20 protein-coding genes are annotated in these 18,068 nt (G+C 39.8%); 2 read left to right on the top strand and 18 right to left on the bottom strand.

Translation table 11 applies throughout. The features are described 5' to 3' along the window. Window positions 1-20: 20 nt before the first annotated feature. The 12 genes from B9A58_RS12835 to B9A58_RS12780 form a co-directional block, all read right to left on the bottom strand. A complete protein-coding gene (locus B9A58_RS12835; RefSeq protein ID WP_084373281.1) occupies window positions 21-719 on the bottom strand; it encodes a CoA transferase subunit A in 699 nt (232 codons plus the stop codon). Between the two features lie 193 nt (window positions 720-912). Beyond that, complete coding sequence (locus B9A58_RS12830; RefSeq protein ID WP_084373280.1) at window positions 913-1,845, bottom strand: bifunctional riboflavin kinase/FAD synthetase; 933 nt, start codon at window positions 1,843-1,845, stop codon at window positions 913-915. A 23-nt stretch (window positions 1,846-1,868) separates the two neighbouring features. Then, window positions 1,869-2,534: a tRNA pseudouridine(55) synthase TruB gene (truB, locus tag B9A58_RS12825; protein WP_139793879.1), complete on the bottom strand. Its 666-nt coding sequence runs from the start codon at window positions 2,532-2,534 to the stop codon at window positions 1,869-1,871. A 20-nt stretch (window positions 2,535-2,554) separates the two neighbouring features. Then, window positions 2,555-3,352 (bottom strand): undecaprenyl-diphosphate phosphatase, encoded by a 798-nt coding sequence (locus B9A58_RS12820; RefSeq protein WP_084373278.1) that lies wholly within the window; start codon window positions 3,350-3,352, stop codon window positions 2,555-2,557. Next, on the bottom strand, window positions 3,353-3,565 hold the full coding sequence (locus B9A58_RS12815; RefSeq protein ID WP_084373277.1) for a DUF3098 domain-containing protein: 213 nt from the start codon (window positions 3,563-3,565) through the stop codon (window positions 3,353-3,355). A gap of 3 nt (window positions 3,566-3,568) precedes the next feature. Continuing rightward, entirely contained in the window at window positions 3,569-4,465 is an 897-nt protein-coding gene (locus tag B9A58_RS12810) for a cell division protein FtsX (protein ID WP_084373276.1), read from the bottom strand. Window positions 4,466-4,536: 71 nt separating this feature from the next. Then, window positions 4,537-5,418 carry a hypothetical protein gene (locus B9A58_RS12805; RefSeq protein ID WP_084373275.1) on the bottom strand — a complete coding sequence of 294 codons (882 nt, stop codon included), beginning with the start codon at window positions 5,416-5,418 and terminating at the stop codon, window positions 4,537-4,539. 5 nt (window positions 5,419-5,423) lie between these two features. Next, the gene (locus B9A58_RS12800) at window positions 5,424-5,963 is read right to left on the bottom strand and encodes an RNA polymerase sigma factor (RefSeq protein ID WP_084373274.1); all 540 of its coding nucleotides are present in this window, start codon (window positions 5,961-5,963) and stop codon (window positions 5,424-5,426) included. Between the two features lie 113 nt (window positions 5,964-6,076). Beyond that, the gene (pdeM, locus tag B9A58_RS12795; protein ID WP_084373273.1) at window positions 6,077-6,718 is read right to left on the bottom strand and encodes a ligase-associated DNA damage response endonuclease PdeM; all 642 of its coding nucleotides are present in this window, start codon (window positions 6,716-6,718) and stop codon (window positions 6,077-6,079) included. A gap of 13 nt (window positions 6,719-6,731) precedes the next feature. After that, on the bottom strand, window positions 6,732-7,415 hold the full coding sequence (locus tag B9A58_RS12790; protein ID WP_084373272.1) for a 2'-5' RNA ligase family protein: 684 nt from the start codon (window positions 7,413-7,415) through the stop codon (window positions 6,732-6,734). Next, window positions 7,408-7,833, bottom strand: coding sequence for a DUF2147 domain-containing protein (locus B9A58_RS12785; protein ID WP_245827084.1), 426 nt, complete (start codon window positions 7,831-7,833; stop codon window positions 7,408-7,410). Before B9A58_RS12785 ends, B9A58_RS12790 begins: the two co-directional genes overlap by 8 nt. A gap of 143 nt (window positions 7,834-7,976) precedes the next feature. Further along, complete coding sequence (locus tag B9A58_RS12780) at window positions 7,977-10,406, bottom strand: ligase-associated DNA damage response DEXH box helicase (protein WP_084373271.1); 2,430 nt, start codon at window positions 10,404-10,406, stop codon at window positions 7,977-7,979. Between the two features lie 162 nt (window positions 10,407-10,568). Here B9A58_RS12780 and gap point away from each other — a divergent pair, with 162 nt between their 5' ends. Continuing rightward, a complete protein-coding gene (gene gap, locus B9A58_RS12775; protein WP_084373270.1) occupies window positions 10,569-11,555 on the top strand; it encodes a type I glyceraldehyde-3-phosphate dehydrogenase in 987 nt (328 codons plus the stop codon). A gap of 150 nt (window positions 11,556-11,705) precedes the next feature. Next, window positions 11,706-12,383 (top strand): hypothetical protein, encoded by a 678-nt coding sequence (locus B9A58_RS12770; protein ID WP_084373269.1) that lies wholly within the window; start codon window positions 11,706-11,708, stop codon window positions 12,381-12,383. Window positions 12,384-12,385: 2 nt separating this feature from the next. Here the strand turns inward: B9A58_RS12770 and B9A58_RS12765 are convergent, their stop codons facing one another. The 6 genes from B9A58_RS12765 to B9A58_RS12740 all read right to left on the bottom strand — a co-directional run bounded on the left by B9A58_RS12765 (window position 12,386) and on the right by B9A58_RS12740 (window position 18,067). Then, window positions 12,386-13,135 carry a YebC/PmpR family DNA-binding transcriptional regulator gene (locus B9A58_RS12765; protein ID WP_084373268.1) on the bottom strand — a complete coding sequence of 250 codons (750 nt, stop codon included), beginning with the start codon at window positions 13,133-13,135 and terminating at the stop codon, window positions 12,386-12,388. 104 nt (window positions 13,136-13,239) lie between these two features. After that, on the bottom strand, window positions 13,240-14,076 hold the full coding sequence (locus B9A58_RS12760) for a DMT family transporter (protein WP_245827082.1): 837 nt from the start codon (window positions 14,074-14,076) through the stop codon (window positions 13,240-13,242). 12 nt (window positions 14,077-14,088) lie between these two features. After that, window positions 14,089-14,742 carry an ABC transporter ATP-binding protein gene (locus B9A58_RS12755; protein ID WP_084373267.1) on the bottom strand — a complete coding sequence of 218 codons (654 nt, stop codon included), beginning with the start codon at window positions 14,740-14,742 and terminating at the stop codon, window positions 14,089-14,091. Between the two features lie 154 nt (window positions 14,743-14,896). Beyond that, window positions 14,897-15,310, bottom strand: a complete 414-nt coding sequence (locus B9A58_RS12750) for a DUF1987 domain-containing protein (protein ID WP_084373266.1) — start codon at window positions 15,308-15,310, stop codon at window positions 14,897-14,899. Window positions 15,311-15,637: 327 nt separating this feature from the next. Then, a complete protein-coding gene (locus B9A58_RS12745) occupies window positions 15,638-16,294 on the bottom strand; it encodes a response regulator (protein ID WP_084373265.1) in 657 nt (218 codons plus the stop codon). Window positions 16,295-16,300: 6 nt separating this feature from the next. Further along, entirely contained in the window at window positions 16,301-18,067 is a 1,767-nt protein-coding gene (locus B9A58_RS12740; RefSeq protein WP_084373264.1) for a hybrid sensor histidine kinase/response regulator, read from the bottom strand. Between the last annotated feature and the right edge of the window lies 1 nt (window position 18,068).

The raw sequence follows: 18,068 nt of genomic DNA, 5'->3' as shown, positions 1-18,068 counted from the left end.
TTATTCTTTGGGAAGGGAGTTTAGTTTCTTGAACGCACGGTTCGCTGTTCGATTCGCTTTTCATAATTCTTGCCTTGGAAAATTCTTTGAACAAAAATACCAGGGGTATGAATAAAGTTTGGATCCAATTCTCCTGGCTCTACCAGTTCATCTACTTCAGCAATAGTAATTCGTCCCGCCATGGCCATAGGAGGATTAAAATTTCTAGCTGTCCCTTTGTAAATCAAGTTTCCATTTCTATCACCTTTCCAAGCTTTGACGATAGCAAAATCTGCAGTGAGTGCTGATTCAAGTATATGAGGTTTGCCGTTGAACTCTCTTACCTCTTTACCTTCAGCTACCTCTGTACCAAACCCTGCAGGCGTGAAAAAAGCAGGAATACCTGCACCACCGGCACGGCAACGTTCGGCCAACGAACCTTGAGGAATCAAATCCACTTCGAGTTCTCCGCTCAGCATCTGCCGCTCAAATTCATCGTTCTCTCCCACATAAGAAGAAATCATTTTTTTGATTTGTTTTTTCTGAAGCAGCAATCCCAAACCAAAATCATCTACTCCAGCATTATTGGAGATACATGTTAGATTGGAAATACCTTTTTCATTCAGGGCTGAGATGCAGTTTTCGGGAATGCCACAAAGGCCAAAGCCCCCAAGCATAAGTGTCATACCATGTTCGATACCTTCAATGGCGGCTTGAGCATCAGCTACAATTTTGTTCATAGCAGTAAGTTGTAGTTAATTTATTGGGTTATTGGTTATTCGCTAATAAGTTATTGGGAAAGCTGATTGCTGAGGACGCTTCCAACAGCCGTCAGAAAGTCGCCTTATTAATTCAATAACTCTTAACTAACACCTTCTCTACAAACTTAAGGTTTTTGAGGCTTTCACTCTAATCAATCTTACAACAAGTAGATCAATATTCTTCCAGAAGTGTCAAGGCTGACACTTTATCCTTTTTAAGTTGTGCTTTGAGGTCATCTAAAGAATCAAATTTTTTCTCATCGCGAAGATGCTTTACAAATTCGATTTGTATAGGTTGGTCATATATCTGTTGGTCGAAATCAAATATATGTGTTTCGATCACACGATTCAAACCATCTACTGTCGGGCGAATACCTACATTAAGCATGGCTTTATACCAATGACCACCTACTTCCGCTCGTACCGCATACGCCCCGTCTTTGGGGATCAACTTAAATTCCTCTGCCACACTAATATTAGCCGTAGGGAATCCCAGCTTACTACCAATCTTCTTTCCTTCAACCACTGTCCCCTGAATACTATAAAGTCTTCCAAGAAACCCGGCAGCCAAATCTACTTCGCCATGGAATAATGCTTGGCGAATTTTGGTGCTACTCACGCCTACATCATCAATATCCTGACGCGGGATTTCTTCTACTTCAAACCCGAAACGCTCGCTGTTTTCCTTCAAATACTCAAAACTTCCTGATCGATTCTTTCCAAAACGATGATCGTAGCCTATGATCAGTTTTTTAGTTTTCAATTGTTCAACCAACATATTTTGAATGAACGTTTCAGAAGACAATTGTGAAAACGCTCTGGTAAATTCTACTTTGATCAAATAGTCAATACCTACAGCTTCAAGCAATTGAGCCTTTTCTTTAAATGTAGACAAAAGTTTAAGCGTCTTTTCTTCTGGAAAAAGCACAAACCTAGGATGGGGCCAAAAAGTGAGGACAACACTTTTACCATTTAGTTCCCTAGCAGTTTTTACGATCTTCTTCAGAATCTTCTGATGACCAAAGTGCACACCATCAAAAGTACCACTGGTAACAATAGCGTTTTGAATATTGGGAATGGCTTGGTGTCCTTCAATGATGACCATGGAGTGTAATTATGAGCGCAAATCTAATCTCTTTGCAATCGGGAAATAAAATCTTCTAATACAAATGCGTCATCTACTTGAAAATCGCCAATAGCCGTTCTTCGCAATTCTGACATGTATGCCCCACAGCCCAATTCTTCTCCTACATCTCTTACTAAACTTCTTATATACGTTCCTTTCGAACATTGAATTTTGAAACTTACTTCTGGTAAGTTGCTTGCATCTACTTCGAAAACAGGTACTTGAACAGGTCTAGGTTTGAGCTTAACCTCTTCTTTTCGTCTGGCTGCTTTATAAGCTCTCTCTCCATCTACCTTAATGGCACTATAAATAGGTGGGATTTGTACAATATCACCAGTCCATTTGGCAGCAGCTTCTGTGACTTGTTCTGGGGTAATGTGATTGCAAGGCTTGTCACTATCGAATTCAGTTTCTAAATCCACAGAAGGCGTAGTTTTTCCCAACACCATTTTTCCCGTATAGGTTTTGCCTAAATCCTGATATTCGTTGATTTTTTTGGTGGCTTTACCTGCACAAACGATAAGTAAACCTGTAGCCAGTGGGTCTAAGGTTCCAGCGTGCCCTACTTTCTTGATTTTTAGTCTTCCTCTGATTTTCTTTACTACATCAAAAGAGGTCCACTCCAGAGGTTTGTCTACTAGAAAAACTTCCCCCTTTTCGAAGTCCATATCCGATATAAGGATGGGCTCTACCATAGCAAGCCTCCAGCTACTGCAAGCAGCCCAACTATCCCGCAATAAATGGAAAAATAGATCAGCTTACCCTTTTTTACAATGGTTATCATCCACTGGCAAGCGAGTAAGCCTGATAAAAAAGCGGCCAGAAATCCAACTGACAAATTCATACCTGAAATATTCGAAGCGATCTCTGGGTTTTCTAAAAAATCTTTAGTTTTCAACAGCATGGCGCCCAAAATAGGAGGCAACACCATCAAGAAAGAAAAACGTGCGGCCTTTTCTTTGTTTACACCAAGGAGTAAGGCTGTGGAAATCGTAGAGCCCGAACGCGAAATCCCAGGCATAATAGCAATAGCTTGTGCAAGCCCAATAATAATTGAGTTCTTAAAGGTGATCGACCCTTCATTCTTTTTACTGAAATAAGTGAAGGCTAGAAGGGCGGCTGTGATCAGCAACATCATACCCACCAATAGAATGTTTCCACCAAAAAGGGATTCTATCTGATCCTCAAAGAAAACTCCTACTATCCCTACTGGTATCATTGACAAAACAATCATAGTAGCAAATTTCGTGGATTCATTCCACTCAAACTTGAAAATGCCTTTGAATATCTCAAAGATATCTTTTCTGAAAATCACCACAGTACTACATGCCGTAGCGCCATGTAGAATGATTGAAAAAAGGAGATTGTCTTCAGATTGAACACCCAAAAAATAGGTACCTAGCTCCAAGTGTCCACTACTGCTCACTGGGAGGAATTCTGTCAATCCTTGAATAATACCAAGGATCAGAGCTTCAATAAAAGTCATTTATTTTTCTTTTGGCTTGTATAGTATAGCTACAAACTCAATAGCAAAACCCAAAAGTACCACTAGTGGCCCTAAAGTCAGTCCTAAAAAACCGAAACCATAAGGCTCTCCATCTAAGCTCATAATGATAAACCCAAGAATCAAAACCGCTACTCCGGCAAGCATGATCTGGTAGTTAATTTTTTGAAAGGCTAATTTATTCTTGTCGCTCATAATCTAATATAGTTCGTCCAGAGACATTTTCATGTACTTCCTGATGGCCGCAAATGTACTCATAAAACCTACAAATATTCCGACCAATACTATTCCTGTGGCTAGCACAACCAGTTGCTCGAGTTGAAGCAATTCCAACAGGCCTTCTACTTCAGTATTGAGGTATCTCATTAATGAAGCCAGCAAACCAATAGCTATCAATGCAGCTACAAATCCGAATAGTGAAGCACGAAGTAAAAACGGCTTTCGAATAAAGTGAGTTGTGGCTCCTACAAGCTGCATACTTCGAATTAAAAATCGCTGAGAAAAAAGTGCAAGTTTGATGGTATTGTTGATCAGTATCACCACAACAACTAGTAGAATGACAGAAAAGCCTACAAGCACAAAACTCACTTTCTTTACATTCTCTCGGATACTACTCACCAGACTTTCTATGTAGGTGACTTCGTGTACACCTCTAATAAATCCGATTTCCTTTTTTATCTCTACCAGATTTTGAGACTCATGAAAAGCAGGGCTTATTTTAATAACCACAACATCCTTAAGTGGATTGTCTCCAAGAAATTCAACAAAATCTTCGCCCGTTTCTTCGTAAAATTCCTTCGCGGCTTCTTCCTTAGTGATATGTGATATCTGAGCTACACCTTCTTTTTTGATTACATAATCTTTTGATGAAAGTGTTTTGACAATTTTAGTAATTTCATTTTGACTCAAGTTTTTATTTAGAAAAACCTGCATCTCCACATTCTCCTGAATGATGGTCGTAAGATTTTTAGTCATCATCAGCATCAAACCAAAAAGCCCCATAACAAACAGAGCGAGCGTTACGCTAAATACCACACTGATGAAGGGATAACTTCCCAGCTTCTTCTTTTTTCTAAACTTCTTGTCTTTTGCCATAAGCCTATGGTCAAAAATAGTTCAATTACTGAAAATAGTTGGGTGGAGGAAATAAAATAATCAGGAAGTGACTATCCTCTGCTTTTCAATGCGTCTAACTCATGGATCAACTCTCTATTTTCAATTTTAGAAAGTGGTGTGATAGATGAAGCATTTTTTCTCAATTGAAAGAAATCCCCATGATAGTAGAAAAACAACTTCTTATTCCCTGGTGTACTGATTTCAATGATCTCATAAGGAGACTCATTGAATTTTCCGTAAAGGAATAAACGGTTGTCTTCCAGACGATAATGGAAATTGTACCTCCTAGAATTGATCGTTTGGATATTGACTTTATCTACTTCTGATATACCAGATACTTGATCAATACGATCCACAGCACTGAAATCAACTGCCATGCCATCAAATGCTTCCTCATGTGAGGGTGTTACTTCAGGCACCTCAAAGGCGATACTTTGTTTTGGTGCTCCCTCTGCAACATTTCTTTTGTTCATGACTGGACGAGTTTCTACATAGTCCAACATTTGAAGATTGCCTTCAAATCTATAATCTAGCTGATTGAATGTATATGGGTTCAATGCAGAGTTTAGCGCATATTCAGTTTTAGCATCTAAGGTCTCAATATGATATTGGATGGCTGCTTCTTTATTGTAAAAGAAATAACCACCAGTAGCTACCATCACTGCCGTCAAACCATAAGTCAAAGATTTCATCACTGAACCTTGCATTAAGGTCCCTATCAAGGTTGGCTCTACGGAAATATTATTGAGTCTAGTTTTTAGCTCAGCTCTTCTGTGTGTCTTAAGCCCTTCTACGATATCATTTTGTCTATCAAATTCAGATTTTAGCTCAGGGTTGCTTTCGACTCTTCCTTCAAACAGGATACGGTCAGTTTCCGACATGGCGCCGCTGAAGTATGCTTCTAGTTGACTGCTGTATTTATTAATTCCCATTTTTCTTAATCTAATACATCTTGTGAAGAATAATTTCGCTTAACCATCAGGTCAAGCTTCTTTTTACATTTATACTTCTTTGTTTTAGCCGTATCAGTATTTGCAAAATTTAATTTGTCTGCAATATCTGTCATGGACAATCCATCGAAGTAGTGGTAGGTTAGTATTCTTCTACAGGTGTCTCCCAATTGATTAATACAATCGGTTATAATTTTAATTCTCTCATTCTTTTCATAATCCTGATAAATACTCTGCTCGACTTCCTCCGAAGAATGTCGGCTCTTTCGATCCAACTCCTTCCTCCACAGATTTAAACAAATACTGTAAATGTATGTGCTAATCTTTGATGTCAACACCAGTTTACCAGAAACGGCCTTCTGCCAAAATACCAAGAGCGCATCCTGAAAAACATCTTTCGCCTCATCCTCAGACCCGTTATTGTTCAACACAATACGTGTCATCATTTTGTAATGTTTTTTGTACAGGTAGTCCAATGCTTCCTCGTCACCTCTACTCACCCGCTCTAACACTTCATGATCTTTCATGATGAAAAGCTCTCGCTCTAGTTTAAATACGATAATGTAACTAATTGTAACCCTTGCAGGTAGAAATTTGTCTTCAGTCTTTCAATATAGCTGATTTACGACAAATTGTCCAATTAACTAACGTGAATAATCTCGTTTTCTGCTACCACAAAGATATTATCTTTTTTTGAGGGTTTGATTTTCGACATGCCCGTGAAGTGACCAAAAGCTGGGAGAAAAGCATGATCCTCTCTAAAAAGAAAACATGGCAACTTCAAAGACTGCTTGCCTGAACCTATCAGTGACACGGCTGGATGGATATGGCCAGAGATATTGTAGCTATCAGATTTTACTTTTCGCTCATGCGTAAATTCTATGTGATCAATGAGAAGTTGGTCGACTACTTTCAGTCTTGAATTTTGGTATAGAGTCTTTGGTAAAATGTCGTGATTCCCCTTGATTAAGATCAGTTCAATGTTTGCGTAATGATGAGCCCAGTTATAAAACAATTCCCATTCCTGGTTATGCTCACTATGAAAAAGATCCCCTACAAAAAGAATCTGACTCGGTTTTAGGTCTTCTATAATTGCATCCAAGACAAAAAACTCTTTGATGTGAATATACGAAGAAATCGGCACCCCTGCTTTTCGAAAGTGGCTGGCTTTTCCAATATGGAGATCTGATAAAATCAAAGCTTTTTGTTCTTCCCAGAAAATTACCTTTTCAGGTAATAAGTAGAAAGTTTGGTTTTGGATAAATGTCTTGAAATGCTTCATGAAATGTCACCACTCAATAAAGCTCAAAAGTAGCCAGATCTTTTACGATTTCAGTGCGCTGGTACCAGTCATTGAAAACCAAGTGCAATTCACCGATCTTCATCTTGCCAAAAAAATGATGTTGGAATTTTTCTAGCAACCCTACAAATTTCTTTGGGTTAACCATTGGTTTTCTGAATCGCATAATCGTTAGGTGGGCAGTACTAATTCTATAGCGACTATCAATTGAGTGGGGGAGATCAGCGCTTTTGAAGCTATCCCTAAGCCCTTCTCTTAATGTTTCAAGTTCATTTCCTTCTGGGAAGCCCTGAATTAAAACACCTGAAGGGCTTGCGGTAATTCCTTGACACCTTATGGTGATTGATTTGGTTAAACACTCGCTAACTATTTTCTTATAACTCTCTGTTTTAATTTGACTCAGATCAAATCCAGCATAACAAGAGATGATAGAAAGTACTGTCAGATGCAAATCTGAAATCGGTTGAAAATATTGTTCGGGCTCTATGTGCTTTAGGTTATTCTGTAAATCTGATATTTTGTCAATGATCGTTTGATCTGGCCTTGCCAACAACGTAATTCCACGTCTCTGATCATGATGATCATCTATCAAGGGATCAACTTTGCATTTACCATTCACAAACTGCGATCTAGCACTTTCCCATAAATTATTGTAATGGGTTAACAGCCTTTCATTCATACTTTAACCAAGTCTGAGTCCGATAGAAAAACGCTATGTATCCTCTTAATTTTAGTTGCCCATCTTCCATCCAAAGTTTACAACTATATACTTTGCCATTTTCTGGATCTAGAATTTTCCCATCCACATATTCATCCCCCTCTTTTTTTGCTCCTTTCAATATTTCCATACCCATGGTTTTTTGCATGTATCTGGGATCGTCTTCGTCACAATCATCACAGACTGGGTCTGGGTCTTCGTGTGGTTCGAGAAACATATCTACTACTTTGCCATAGTACATGTCTCCTTTTTTATAAATCTCCACAACAGATCTAGGTTTTCCAGTTTCATCATCTATGGTTTTCCACTGGCCAATGATGGGATCTTGGGCAGAAGTCGCGTGAAGTACAAAAAAGAGTAAGGTTGAAATTATTAGCATTGGTTTCATTTTTCTTACATTCAATTCTTTAAAGTTAAGTGTCATTTCGGAGCGATAGCGAAGAAATCTTATCAGTTTCTAGCAGATCTGCCTGTCGCTCAGGAGATCTCTTCGTTGCACTACGAGATGACCTAAATACATGATCACTCCATATTCACCTGCATCTTGGCGATGCGCTCACTGAGACTTTCTGAACTTATACGCTCTCTCATACCGTCTACTAATATAGGAAATGAAAAAGGAGTAGGTTGCGTTGTTCGAATCAGTTTTATTTTTTGTTGGTTGATACGCCCCATGGATTCCAGGAACCGTTCCTGCTCAAGCTGTAGTGACAAGACTTCTTCTTCGGCCTGTTTCAACAACAAATTATCAGGATCATAATCTGCCAATGCCTTGTAAATGATTCCAGAATTCATTTGCAGATGCTTACCTCTTACTGGTTGACCTGGATGACCTTGAAAAACCAAACCAGAGATCGTAGCAATATCTCTAAATCTCCTTCGAGCCATTTCGGATTGGTTGATGGAAGAGGTAATATCAAAGAAAATATCCTTGACCGTGAATAAGTCTTGCTCTAATGCATCTTCTATTGGAATTTCCTGATCAGACAGCAACTCAAACCCATAATCATTCATGGAAATGGAAAAAGTAATGGGCTGAGACTGCGCCATTCTAAAGGCTACCACACCTGCAAGTACCTCATGCACAGCTCTTCCCTCAAAAGGAAATACAAATACATGATATCCTTCTTTGGTTTGTGTTTTTTCAATCAACAGTGTTTGGCTATCTGGTATAATAGAAAGCCTGGCTTGCAAGTCTAGTAGTGGTCTGAGCCTTTTCATCTCTACAGATTCATAAGTCCCCTGTGCGGCTAACTCAAATTTTTGACGTAACAACCTAGACAGTTGAGAAGACAAAGGAATTCGTCCTCCTCCCCATCTTGGCACGATTCCCTTTTTGTTTCTCCCCTTTTTTACAATGACTGTCAGGTCTTTGATTCTCACAAACTCAAGTGCTTGCCCGGCAAACCAAAACACATCTCCAGCATTCAATCGAGAGATTAAACTTTCCTCTACTGTGCCTACATACCCCCCTGTGAGGAACCGTACTTTGAGTGAAGGATCTCCCACAATCGTCCCCATACTTAGGCGATGTCTCATGGCAGTTCGTTGGCGGTTGACTTTGTACACGCCATTCAGTATTTCCACTTTAGAAAACTCTTCATATTGAGACAAGCTCTCTCCTCCTGTAGTGATAAAAGTAAGGCACCATTGCCATTGCTCTATTGTCAGCTCTTTGTAGCAGTGAGTGGATTGCACTTCGTGATACACTTCGTCTGGAAAAAAGCCATCTCCAACAGCCAAAGTGACTAGATATTGCACCAATACGTCAATGCAATTGGTCAGTGGCTTTCTTGGTTCATACAAGTCATCATCAATGGCTGATCGCAGTGCGGCTGCTTCCATAAGTTCTAAAGCGTGAGTAGGCACAAATCGCATTTGACTGGTTTCCCCAGGCCCATGACCACTCCTTCCTGCTCTTTGGAAAAACCTGGAGACGCCCTTAGGGCTACCCACCTGAATGACCATATCTACCGGGCGAAAATCTACGCCCAAATCCAGGCTTGAGGTACAAATTACTAACTTCAGTTTTCCAGCATTGAGCGCATCCTCCACCCACCTTCTGATATCATTATCAATAGAGCCATGATGCATGGCCATGATGCCAATCATCTCAGGATACTTATCCATAATCCCTTGATACCAAATTTCAGTTTGTGAACGCGTATTTGTGAAGAGTAGGGTGGTATTGTTTTGTTTCACAATATCCATCACCTCCTTCATTAGACGAATGCCTAAATGACCCGCCCATGGGTAGTTTTCTATTTTTTTGGGGATTACAGATTTGATATTAATCTTTTTCTGAATGTTAGCACGAATAATCTGGCCTTTCTGACTTGGGCCTGTGAGAGTTGCTAGTGCCTCGTCCATATTGCCAACAGTGGCGGATATCCCCCAGGTTTTTAATTCAACATCTGACCATGCTCTTAGCTTTGACAAGGCCAACTCCACTTGAACTCCTCGTTTGGTACCCAACAATTCATGCCATTCATCTACAATCACACATTGTAGATTACTGAAATAATTTGGAGCATTTTTTTGGCTTAGCATGAGGTGCAAGCTCTCTGGAGTAATAATGAGCGCGTCGGGAGCAGCGTCCGTTATTTTCTTACGCTCCGCAGCTGATGTCTCGCCTGTACGGATGGCAATATTTAATCCTAATTTATTGTCGTAACTAAACTCTTCTAGCGCCAGCTTAATATCATTAGCCAAAGCTTTCAAAGGAGTGAGCCAAATCACCTTGAGTCTCTTTTTCTGTGATCTCGCCGCATGAGCATTCATGGCTGCAGGAATCCATAGCGCGAAGGTTTTTCCGCTTCCAGTAGGGGCATTGAGCAGGCCATTGGGTAAATCGAAAAAAGCTTGCCACATTTCTTTCTGAAATTTATAAACCTTCCAATTTTTCGAATGGAACCAGTTTACGCCGGTTTCTATGGCATTTTTTGCGATCAATTCAACGAAAGTCTATAAATATTATGATATCTTGATATTTTCTGTTGATAAATTAGCAAACATCCAAATAACAGTTGGTTTCTTTACGAACCAAATATTTGAATTAGTCGTTCAACCTATTAGTTTTGCCAAAATTTTTAACACACACTAAATTATTAATCAATGATTAAAGTTGCTATCAACGGATTTGGACGAATCGGAAGACTTGCGTTCAAAGCATTATTGAAAAAGGAAAATGTGGAAGTCGTTGCGATCAACGACCTGACTGATACTAAGACGTTAGCACACTTATTGAAGTATGATTCTACTCAGGGTAAATTCGACGGGACAGTTGAAGCTGCTGCTGATGGAATCGTTGTAAATGGAAAAAAAATCAGCATCACAGCTGAGAGAGTTCCTGCGGATTTACCATGGAAGTCTTTGGGTATTGACGTGGTTTTGGAATCTACTGGTAGATTCGTAGACGAAGCTGGCGCTAGCCAACACTTGACTGCAGGCGCTAAGAAGGTGGTTATTTCTGCTCCCGCAAAAGGTAACATCCCAACTGTAGTATTGGGTGTAAATGACGATATTTTGACTGGCGATGAGACGATCATGTCTAACGCTTCTTGTACTACTAACTGTCTAGCGCCTATCGCTAAGGTATTGCACGACAGCTTTGGTTTAGAGCAAGGATTTATCACTACGATCCATGCTTACACGGCTGATCAAAACTTGCAAGATGGCCCTCATGCTGACTTGAGAAGATCTAGAGCTGCTGCGATCAACATGGTACCTACTTCTACTGGAGCTGCTAAAGCTGTAGGATTGGTATTGCCAGAATTGAACGGCAAATTGGATGGCAACTCTATGAGAGTGCCTACACCTACTGGTTCTATCACTGACTTGGTAGCTACTTTGAAAAGAGAAGTAACTGTAGAGGAGGTAAATGCTGCCATGAAAGCTGCCGCTGAAGGGCCAATGAAAGGCATCTTGAAATACACTGAAGACCCTATTGTATCTTCAGATATCGTAGGTGACCCTCACTCTTCTATCTTCGATGCTGGCATCACTTCTGTGAACGGCAAGATGGTGAAAGTAGCGTCTTGGTACGACAACGAAGCTGGATACTCTAACAGAGCGGCTGACTTGATCGCTAAGATTGGATAATATGACTTATTGGTGACAACACCAACAAGGGCATTAGAGCTTAATGAAATTGAAACCTCGGCTTTTAGTCGGGGTTTTTTTGTGTAAATCCTATTCCTCACAAAAACCAGAATTAAGTATCTTATGCTTTGATTTCAATTCTTCCTTATTATGAGTAGTGAAAACACGAACAAAGCGACCACATGGCGACCATTTATTATCTGGGGTCTGTTGATTACATTAATATGGTTCTGTTACCATTTTGGGATCAATTATTTCTATCCAGACCCGGCAATATCTGGCCAATTTGGAGATAAATATGGAGCATTGAACACTCTCTTCTCTGGACTAGCTTTTGCAGCCTTTATATATACAATACACCTCCAAAGAGAAGACTTACGCTTAACCAGAACAGAGCTTCAAAAATCTGCAGATGCACACCAAAAAACGGTAGAGCATTTAGAAACACAAAGAATGGAAAATACAGAGATGCAACGAATAAGTATACTACCAGAATGGAGGTTGAGCTCTGATCCTAAAAACCATCATATTAATCAATTATCAATTGAGCTTACCCTGATTCGTGCGAACTGTCGATACAAAGCGTTTGAAAGCGATGATTTTCAACCAATTCAACTGCCATTCTGGGAGCGGTCATTTATGAAAGATGAAAAATTAAATGGAGTAATAAGCAGTAAAAAATCCTTTAAGGAAATGAGAAATTTAAATGGAGCCACTTTCACGATCAAATATTATGACGTAGCAGAAAGATTATATTTTCAAAAATTCAAGATTAACGATTCTGGTTTATTTGAAGCAGATAGACCTCAACTCTTAAAAAACTACTAATACTAGGCCAACAACTCCTCCTGGCCGTCACCCACTTCGAGATTGTGCCAGACTTGCTGCACGTCGTCGTTGTCTTCGAGGGTATCGATAAGCTTCATTACTTTTTGAAACTCTTCATCATTTACGGCTTTGGTATTGTTAGGGATACGCTGGAGTTCGGCATTTTCAAGTTCGATTCCGAGCTCTTCAAACTTTTTATTGAGGTTTCCAAAATCTTCGAGAACGCACATCACAGTCAGGTAATCTCCCTCTACTATAAATTCATCAGCACCGCCGTCGATTAGCTCCAACTCCAATTCTTCAACTTGCATTCCTTCCTTTACCGGCAAAGTGAAAACTCCCTTTCTTTCGAAGATAAATTCCAAGGAACCATTGGTACCTAAGCTCCCTTCATTTTTAGTGAAGGCTGCTCGAACTTCTTGCACTGTTCTGTTTTGATTATCAGTTAGACACTCTACAAATACTGCCACACCAGAAGGGGCATACCCCTCGAAAGTCTGCTCAATATATGAGCTGGCATCTCCACCTGTTCCTTTTTTAATCGCACGCTCTATGTTGTCCTTGGGCATGTTTGCACCTTTGGCATTTTGTATGGCCATACGCAAACGAGGATTGCCTTCAGGGTCTCCACTGCCACCTTCTTTCACTGCTACTGTGATTTCCTTACTGAAGCGCGAAAATATCTTGCCTCGTTTGGCATCTGCAGCACCTTTCTTTCGCTTGATGGTAGACCACTTACTATGTCCTGACATAATCTGACGAATTCAATATTTTAAAAAAAATTGAGCCAAGAATCAAGATAAAAGAGTCAAGACTTAAAATTTCGGATTCAAAATTAAGAATTACTCAAAAATGATCAAGCCTTCTTATACCTGAGATTGAGAATAATTCCAATGATCACCAAGGCCATTCCTATATAACTCAACCATTCGTAGGTTTCTCCGAAGATAATGAAGCCAAAGGCCAATGAATAAATGATCCCCATGTAGTTGATAATCGAAACTTTAGATAGTTCTTCTGCCTGATAAGAACGGGTCATGAAATATTGAGCGATTTGGGTAAAGATCCCTACCAATAATAAATACATCCAATCCCAGCCCACGGGATTTATCCAGTTGAAAAATGAAATGGCTCCTGCCAAAGGCAAGGACACCAAGGGGAAATAGAATATGATCACTAGCGGATGCTCTGAATTTTTGAGTATTCGGATACAATTGTAGGCCAGCCCAGTAAATATTGCCCCTCCAATTCCAATAATTAAATGGATCATTGATATCCTGGCGTCAAATCCTTGAATGACGATGATTCCTAAAAAGGAAATCAAGAAGTAAAAATATTGCTTGCCGCTCACATGCTCCTTGACAATAAAAACTCCGAGTATGGCTGTAAAAATTGGTGCCATATACTGCATACTGGCTGCAGCAGCCAGTGGAATTTGCTGAAGTATATAAAAATAAGAGGCGAGGGCAATAGATCCTACTACTCCTCTGAGGATCAATATTTTTTTATTCGAACCCCATGGGTTGATTTTGTCCTTGATAAAGAAAAAGGCACAAAGTACAATTGAGATAATGGATCGGAAAAAAATAATTTCAATGGCCGGAATGTGCGAAATCATTTTCACACAGACTTTCATCAGGGCAAAAGTGAAGGTAGAGATGATCATAAACTGCACCCCTTTGGAAAAATTCATAGTCGGTGGGTTTTAGCCTAAAATTCGCCCGTCCTGAATCACAATCTTACGATCAGTCATTTCGGCAAGATCCTGATTATGGGTGACAATGATAAAAGTCTGATTGAGCTCCTTTTGCAACTGAAAGAATAAATGGTGCAATTCGTCAGCATTTACTGAATCTAGATTACCACTTGGCTCATCAGCAAAAATCAAAGAAGGCTTGTTTATCAAGGCTCGTGCGACTGCCCCTCTTTGTAATTCTCCCCCAGATAATTCCGAGGGCTTGTGATCGCGACGATGCTCAATGTGCAGGAGCTTCATCAGCTGGCTGGCGTAATCTGCTAATGCTTTGCCATTCTTTCCATTGATATAGGCGGGAATGCAAATGTTTTCAAATAGGGTGAACTCGGGCAACAGATTATGAAATTGAAATACAAACCCGATTTCTTGGTTTCGGAAAGAGGCTAGTGACTTGGAATTCAGTTTGAACACGTTTTGACCATTGATCTCTACTGTGCCACCATCTGGCTGATCGAGTGTGCCTAGAATCTGTAGTAAGGTGCTTTTACCAGCACCAGAGGCTCCTACAACTGATACTACTTCACCTGTTTCTACTCTTAGGTCTATGCCCTTGAGTACTTGAAGTTCTCCATAAGATTTAACGATGTTCGTAGCCTGCAGCATGTATATTCCGTTGTGCAGCAAATATATGAATCAAGACATTAGAGTCAAGACATTAGATTTAAAATTAGGGATCAGACCAGAAAGGGCATAAAAAAAGGCTGCCACTAGAGCAACCCTTTTAATCCACCTGTATTATCCCATTATCTTTAAGTCATTAAGCTGACTGTTTTTCTTCTCCAAGTACTTTGATCTCTGGTATTTCCATGAAGTTGAATTCCATGTCGAAGAAACTGCACAAATCCTCTCCTGCCTCTTTCATGTCTTCGTCTCCATCTTCGAAGTACCAGTTGATTATTACTTTTTTGCCCATTTCATCAATCTTAGACAGCTTCTTCATAAAAATGTATAAACACTTAGAAGAACTTGTATTGAAATATTCAAATGCCAAGTTGGCTGTCATCTTAGCTGTGCCACTTTCGGCGTAGCTGTCTAAGCTTTCCAGAACATAATTATAAAACGCCAGTGGGTTTTCTGGACTTGACTTCCCTCTCATATCAAAAATCCCTTTTGTGGGGTTGAAGTATATAGAAGGTGTCACACGTGACGATCTTATAAAATATCCTTTCATAGCTTTTGCGTTTAGATTGAAAACTGGTCAAATAAACGGTAGCTAAAAGCCTTAACGATTAACTACAATTCAAAAGTAGACCAGATGTCGTTCAGAAAAAATAGAGGTTTTGCGTAATTAGATTTTTAGGAGTATTAAACATTACAAAAGCCATAAGAGCCTAATTTTAGTCCTGTATATTGTACTATTCAAAGAATGCATTGAAGGATAAATCATGAAAATATTTCACACTGACACACTTAAAATACAAAATCCCCTAGTGGGGATTTAAGTGTTTTTCGTATGATTAGGAGAATTACCTATTTGATTTGAAGATTCTAATGGAAATTAATCGAGTTCTATGATTTTTTCACGGATTGCATACTTTACCAATTGGGCTGTACTCTTCAATCCAAGCTTCTGCATGATATGATTTCTATGGGCGTCTACAGTCCGAATACTGATAAACAGCTTGTCTGCAATTTCGCGATTTGAAAGTCCCGAAGCAATTTGACGCAGTACTTCCACTTCACGCTTACTTAGATCTTTGTTTTCGTTGGCTACACGCTCTCCCTTGCTCTGATTGTAGAATCCTTTGAATATGACTTGCGAGATTTTCTGGCCAAAGTACTGTTCGCCTTGCATCACTTTTCGAATGGCTTCCGCCAAAATATCCTTTTTGGTATCCTTAGCCAGGTATCCTGCTACTCCTGCCTTGATGGCCTCTGAAATGTGATCTTGAGTAACTTCCATAGATAGGATTATGATTCTTACCCCTTCATGTTCTGCACCAATACGCTTGGCAGTCTCTATGCCATTCATCCCGGGCATATTGATATCCAGCAAAACGACATCAGGTGCTTGTTCACTAATTTTCTGGAGTGCTTCCTCACCGCTTTCGGCTTCTCCTATAATGGTGAAATCATCATATATTGAAAGCATCGTGATAACCCCTTCTCTTACTAAAGAGTGATCATCAACAACGAGTATAGATATTTTTGACATGGCGGTTTAATTGTTTATTGGGAACCAAGATTTTACTACCGTTCCTTTTTTGGGAACTGAAGTTATCTCAAAATGTCCGTTTTGCAAAGATGTTCTTTCTTTCATATTTTTTATACCATTCCATTTAATTTCTGAATCAAAGCCAATTCCATCGTCTTTTATCTCAAGAACAATGTTTTTGTCTACAGGCTCGATTCGAACGGATACATGTTCAGCTTTGGCGTATTTTACAATATTACTGATGGCCTCCTGGGCAATTCTATAAATAGTATTCGACAGTTCCATGTCATAATCGTCAGGAATGTCAATGATATAATCCACCTCAAATTCGCCCATGTTCTCTATCTCTTCCATCAGATAGTGCATCGTCTTACTTAAACCAAACTCCTCCAAATGACGATTCGACAAATTTCGTGAGACTCTTCTGACTTCTTCAATAGTGGTCGCCAATAAATCCTCCACGTCGTCTTTCTTTCGAGTCAGTTCTTCCTCTGAATCCGCTTCTAGTGAAGATAACTTAAATTTAGCTGCTACCAGCATCTGGCCAATACCGTCATGAATATCTCTGGCCATTCTGCTGCGCTCAAATTGCTGGGCATTAAAAATAGACTTGCTAATTTCCCTCTGCTCAGTAATATCCTGAACCACCCCCAACACTGAAGAGATTCTGCCATTTGTGCGTGAAGTAATATTGCCAGTGTTTCTTACGATTTTGGTCATATCATCTGGCAGTACAATTCTATGCTCTATATCAAAGAAGTCCTTCTGCCCTGCCAACATTTCTTTGAAGTAAGGTTTGTCTTGCTCATGCATGGTCTCCCTAATGAGTCGAAAGACAGATACCTCTGTATCATCTTCCAGTTCGAATATTCTCCTGAACTCTGCTGAAACCACAAAAGTGTTGCCCTTAGCATTCCATTCGTAACTCCCAACATGCGCCACAGACTCTGCATTTTCTAATATCGACTGATTTTTGCGAAGCTGCTCTTCGTAAACTTTTTTCTCACTAATGTCGAGCAAGGTACCTGATGCTCTGAGTGGCTCTCCTTTAAGTGACCTTCTAATGATTTTCCCTCTGGCCAGTACCCATTTTACTGCACCTGTTTTGTTTCTGACATAAAACTCCTGATCAAAAAATGGGGCCTTACCAGCAATATGCTCGTTCATGGCATCAATGACGTACTGTTGTTCGTCTGTGTCGTATTTTTGGAAATACTTGAAATCCTGAATAGCATCCTCGGCATCAAACCCTAAAATTTCAAGGCTCTTATTGTTATAGACTATCGCATTGGACATAAAGTCCAAATCCCAAATTCCAAGATCAGTTCCTTCCAGTGCAAGCTCCAATCGTTCCTTATTCAAAATCAGTTCATGCTCGGCTGATTTTTTTTCACGGGTTACTTTCTGCTCGTTGAGCGCTCTCTCAACCACGATTGGCAAACGAGACAGGCTATCCTTAGATACTAAATCCGTGACTCCTAGTTTGAGAGCCTCCACAGCGTTCTCTTCTCCTATGATACCCGATACTATAATGAAGGGCAAATTAATTTCTTTGACCAACTCGAAGGCATCTATGGCACTGCATGTTGGCAGATTGTAGTCGGACAATACTACGTGAGGCAAGAAATCAAAAAGTTTGAACTTAAAATCTTTCAAATTGTCGACACGATGAAATTCGTATTGAAATCCCGCACGTTTGAGCTCATAGAGTGCCAATTCGGCATCTTCAGCTACATCTTCAAGTATGAGTATATTTAACTTAGCGTCTTTCAAA

The organism is Reichenbachiella faecimaris (genome assembly GCF_900176375.1).
Taxonomy (GTDB): domain Bacteria; phylum Bacteroidota; class Bacteroidia; order Cytophagales; family Cyclobacteriaceae; genus Reichenbachiella; species Reichenbachiella faecimaris.
The sequence above is the reverse complement of the archived record's forward strand: the minus strand, read 5'-3'. Positions and strand labels throughout refer to the sequence as shown.

Excerpts from the sequence above, each read along its gene's own strand:
- B9A58_RS12835 (WP_084373281.1), bottom strand. The coding sequence starts at position 719 with ATGAACAAAATTGTAGCTGATGCTCAAGCCGCCATTGAAGGTATCGAA.
- B9A58_RS12830 (WP_084373280.1), bottom strand. The coding sequence starts at position 1,845 with ATGGTCATCATTGAAGGACACCAAGCCATTCCCAATATTCAAAACGCT.
- truB (WP_139793879.1), bottom strand. The coding sequence starts at position 2,534 with ATGGACTTCGAAAAGGGGGAAGTTTTTCTAGTAGACAAACCTCTGGAG.
- B9A58_RS12820 (WP_084373278.1), bottom strand. The coding sequence starts at position 3,352 with ATGACTTTTATTGAAGCTCTGATCCTTGGTATTATTCAAGGATTGACA.
- B9A58_RS12815 (WP_084373277.1), bottom strand. The coding sequence starts at position 3,565 with ATGAGCGACAAGAATAAATTAGCCTTTCAAAAAATTAACTACCAGATC.
- B9A58_RS12810 (WP_084373276.1), bottom strand. The coding sequence starts at position 4,465 with ATGGCAAAAGACAAGAAGTTTAGAAAAAAGAAGAAGCTGGGAAGTTAT.
- B9A58_RS12805 (WP_084373275.1), bottom strand. The coding sequence starts at position 5,418 with ATGGGAATTAATAAATACAGCAGTCAACTAGAAGCATACTTCAGCGGC.
- B9A58_RS12800 (WP_084373274.1), bottom strand. The coding sequence starts at position 5,963 with ATGAAAGATCATGAAGTGTTAGAGCGGGTGAGTAGAGGTGACGAGGAA.
- pdeM (WP_084373273.1), bottom strand. The coding sequence starts at position 6,718 with ATGAAGCATTTCAAGACATTTATCCAAAACCAAACTTTCTACTTATTA.
- B9A58_RS12790 (WP_084373272.1), bottom strand. The coding sequence starts at position 7,415 with ATGAATGAAAGGCTGTTAACCCATTACAATAATTTATGGGAAAGTGCT.
- B9A58_RS12785 (WP_245827084.1), bottom strand. The coding sequence starts at position 7,833 with ATGCTAATAATTTCAACCTTACTCTTTTTTGTACTTCACGCGACTTCT.
- gap (WP_084373270.1), top strand. The coding sequence starts at position 10,569 with ATGATTAAAGTTGCTATCAACGGATTTGGACGAATCGGAAGACTTGCG.
- B9A58_RS12770 (WP_084373269.1), top strand. The coding sequence starts at position 11,706 with ATGAGTAGTGAAAACACGAACAAAGCGACCACATGGCGACCATTTATT.
- B9A58_RS12765 (WP_084373268.1), bottom strand. The coding sequence starts at position 13,135 with ATGTCAGGACATAGTAAGTGGTCTACCATCAAGCGAAAGAAAGGTGCT.
- B9A58_RS12760 (WP_245827082.1), bottom strand. The coding sequence starts at position 14,076 with ATGAATTTTTCCAAAGGGGTGCAGTTTATGATCATCTCTACCTTCACT.
- B9A58_RS12755 (WP_084373267.1), bottom strand. The coding sequence starts at position 14,742 with ATGCTGCAGGCTACGAACATCGTTAAATCTTATGGAGAACTTCAAGTA.
- B9A58_RS12750 (WP_084373266.1), bottom strand. The coding sequence starts at position 15,310 with ATGAAAGGATATTTTATAAGATCGTCACGTGTGACACCTTCTATATAC.
- B9A58_RS12745 (WP_084373265.1), bottom strand. The coding sequence starts at position 16,294 with ATGTCAAAAATATCTATACTCGTTGTTGATGATCACTCTTTAGTAAGA.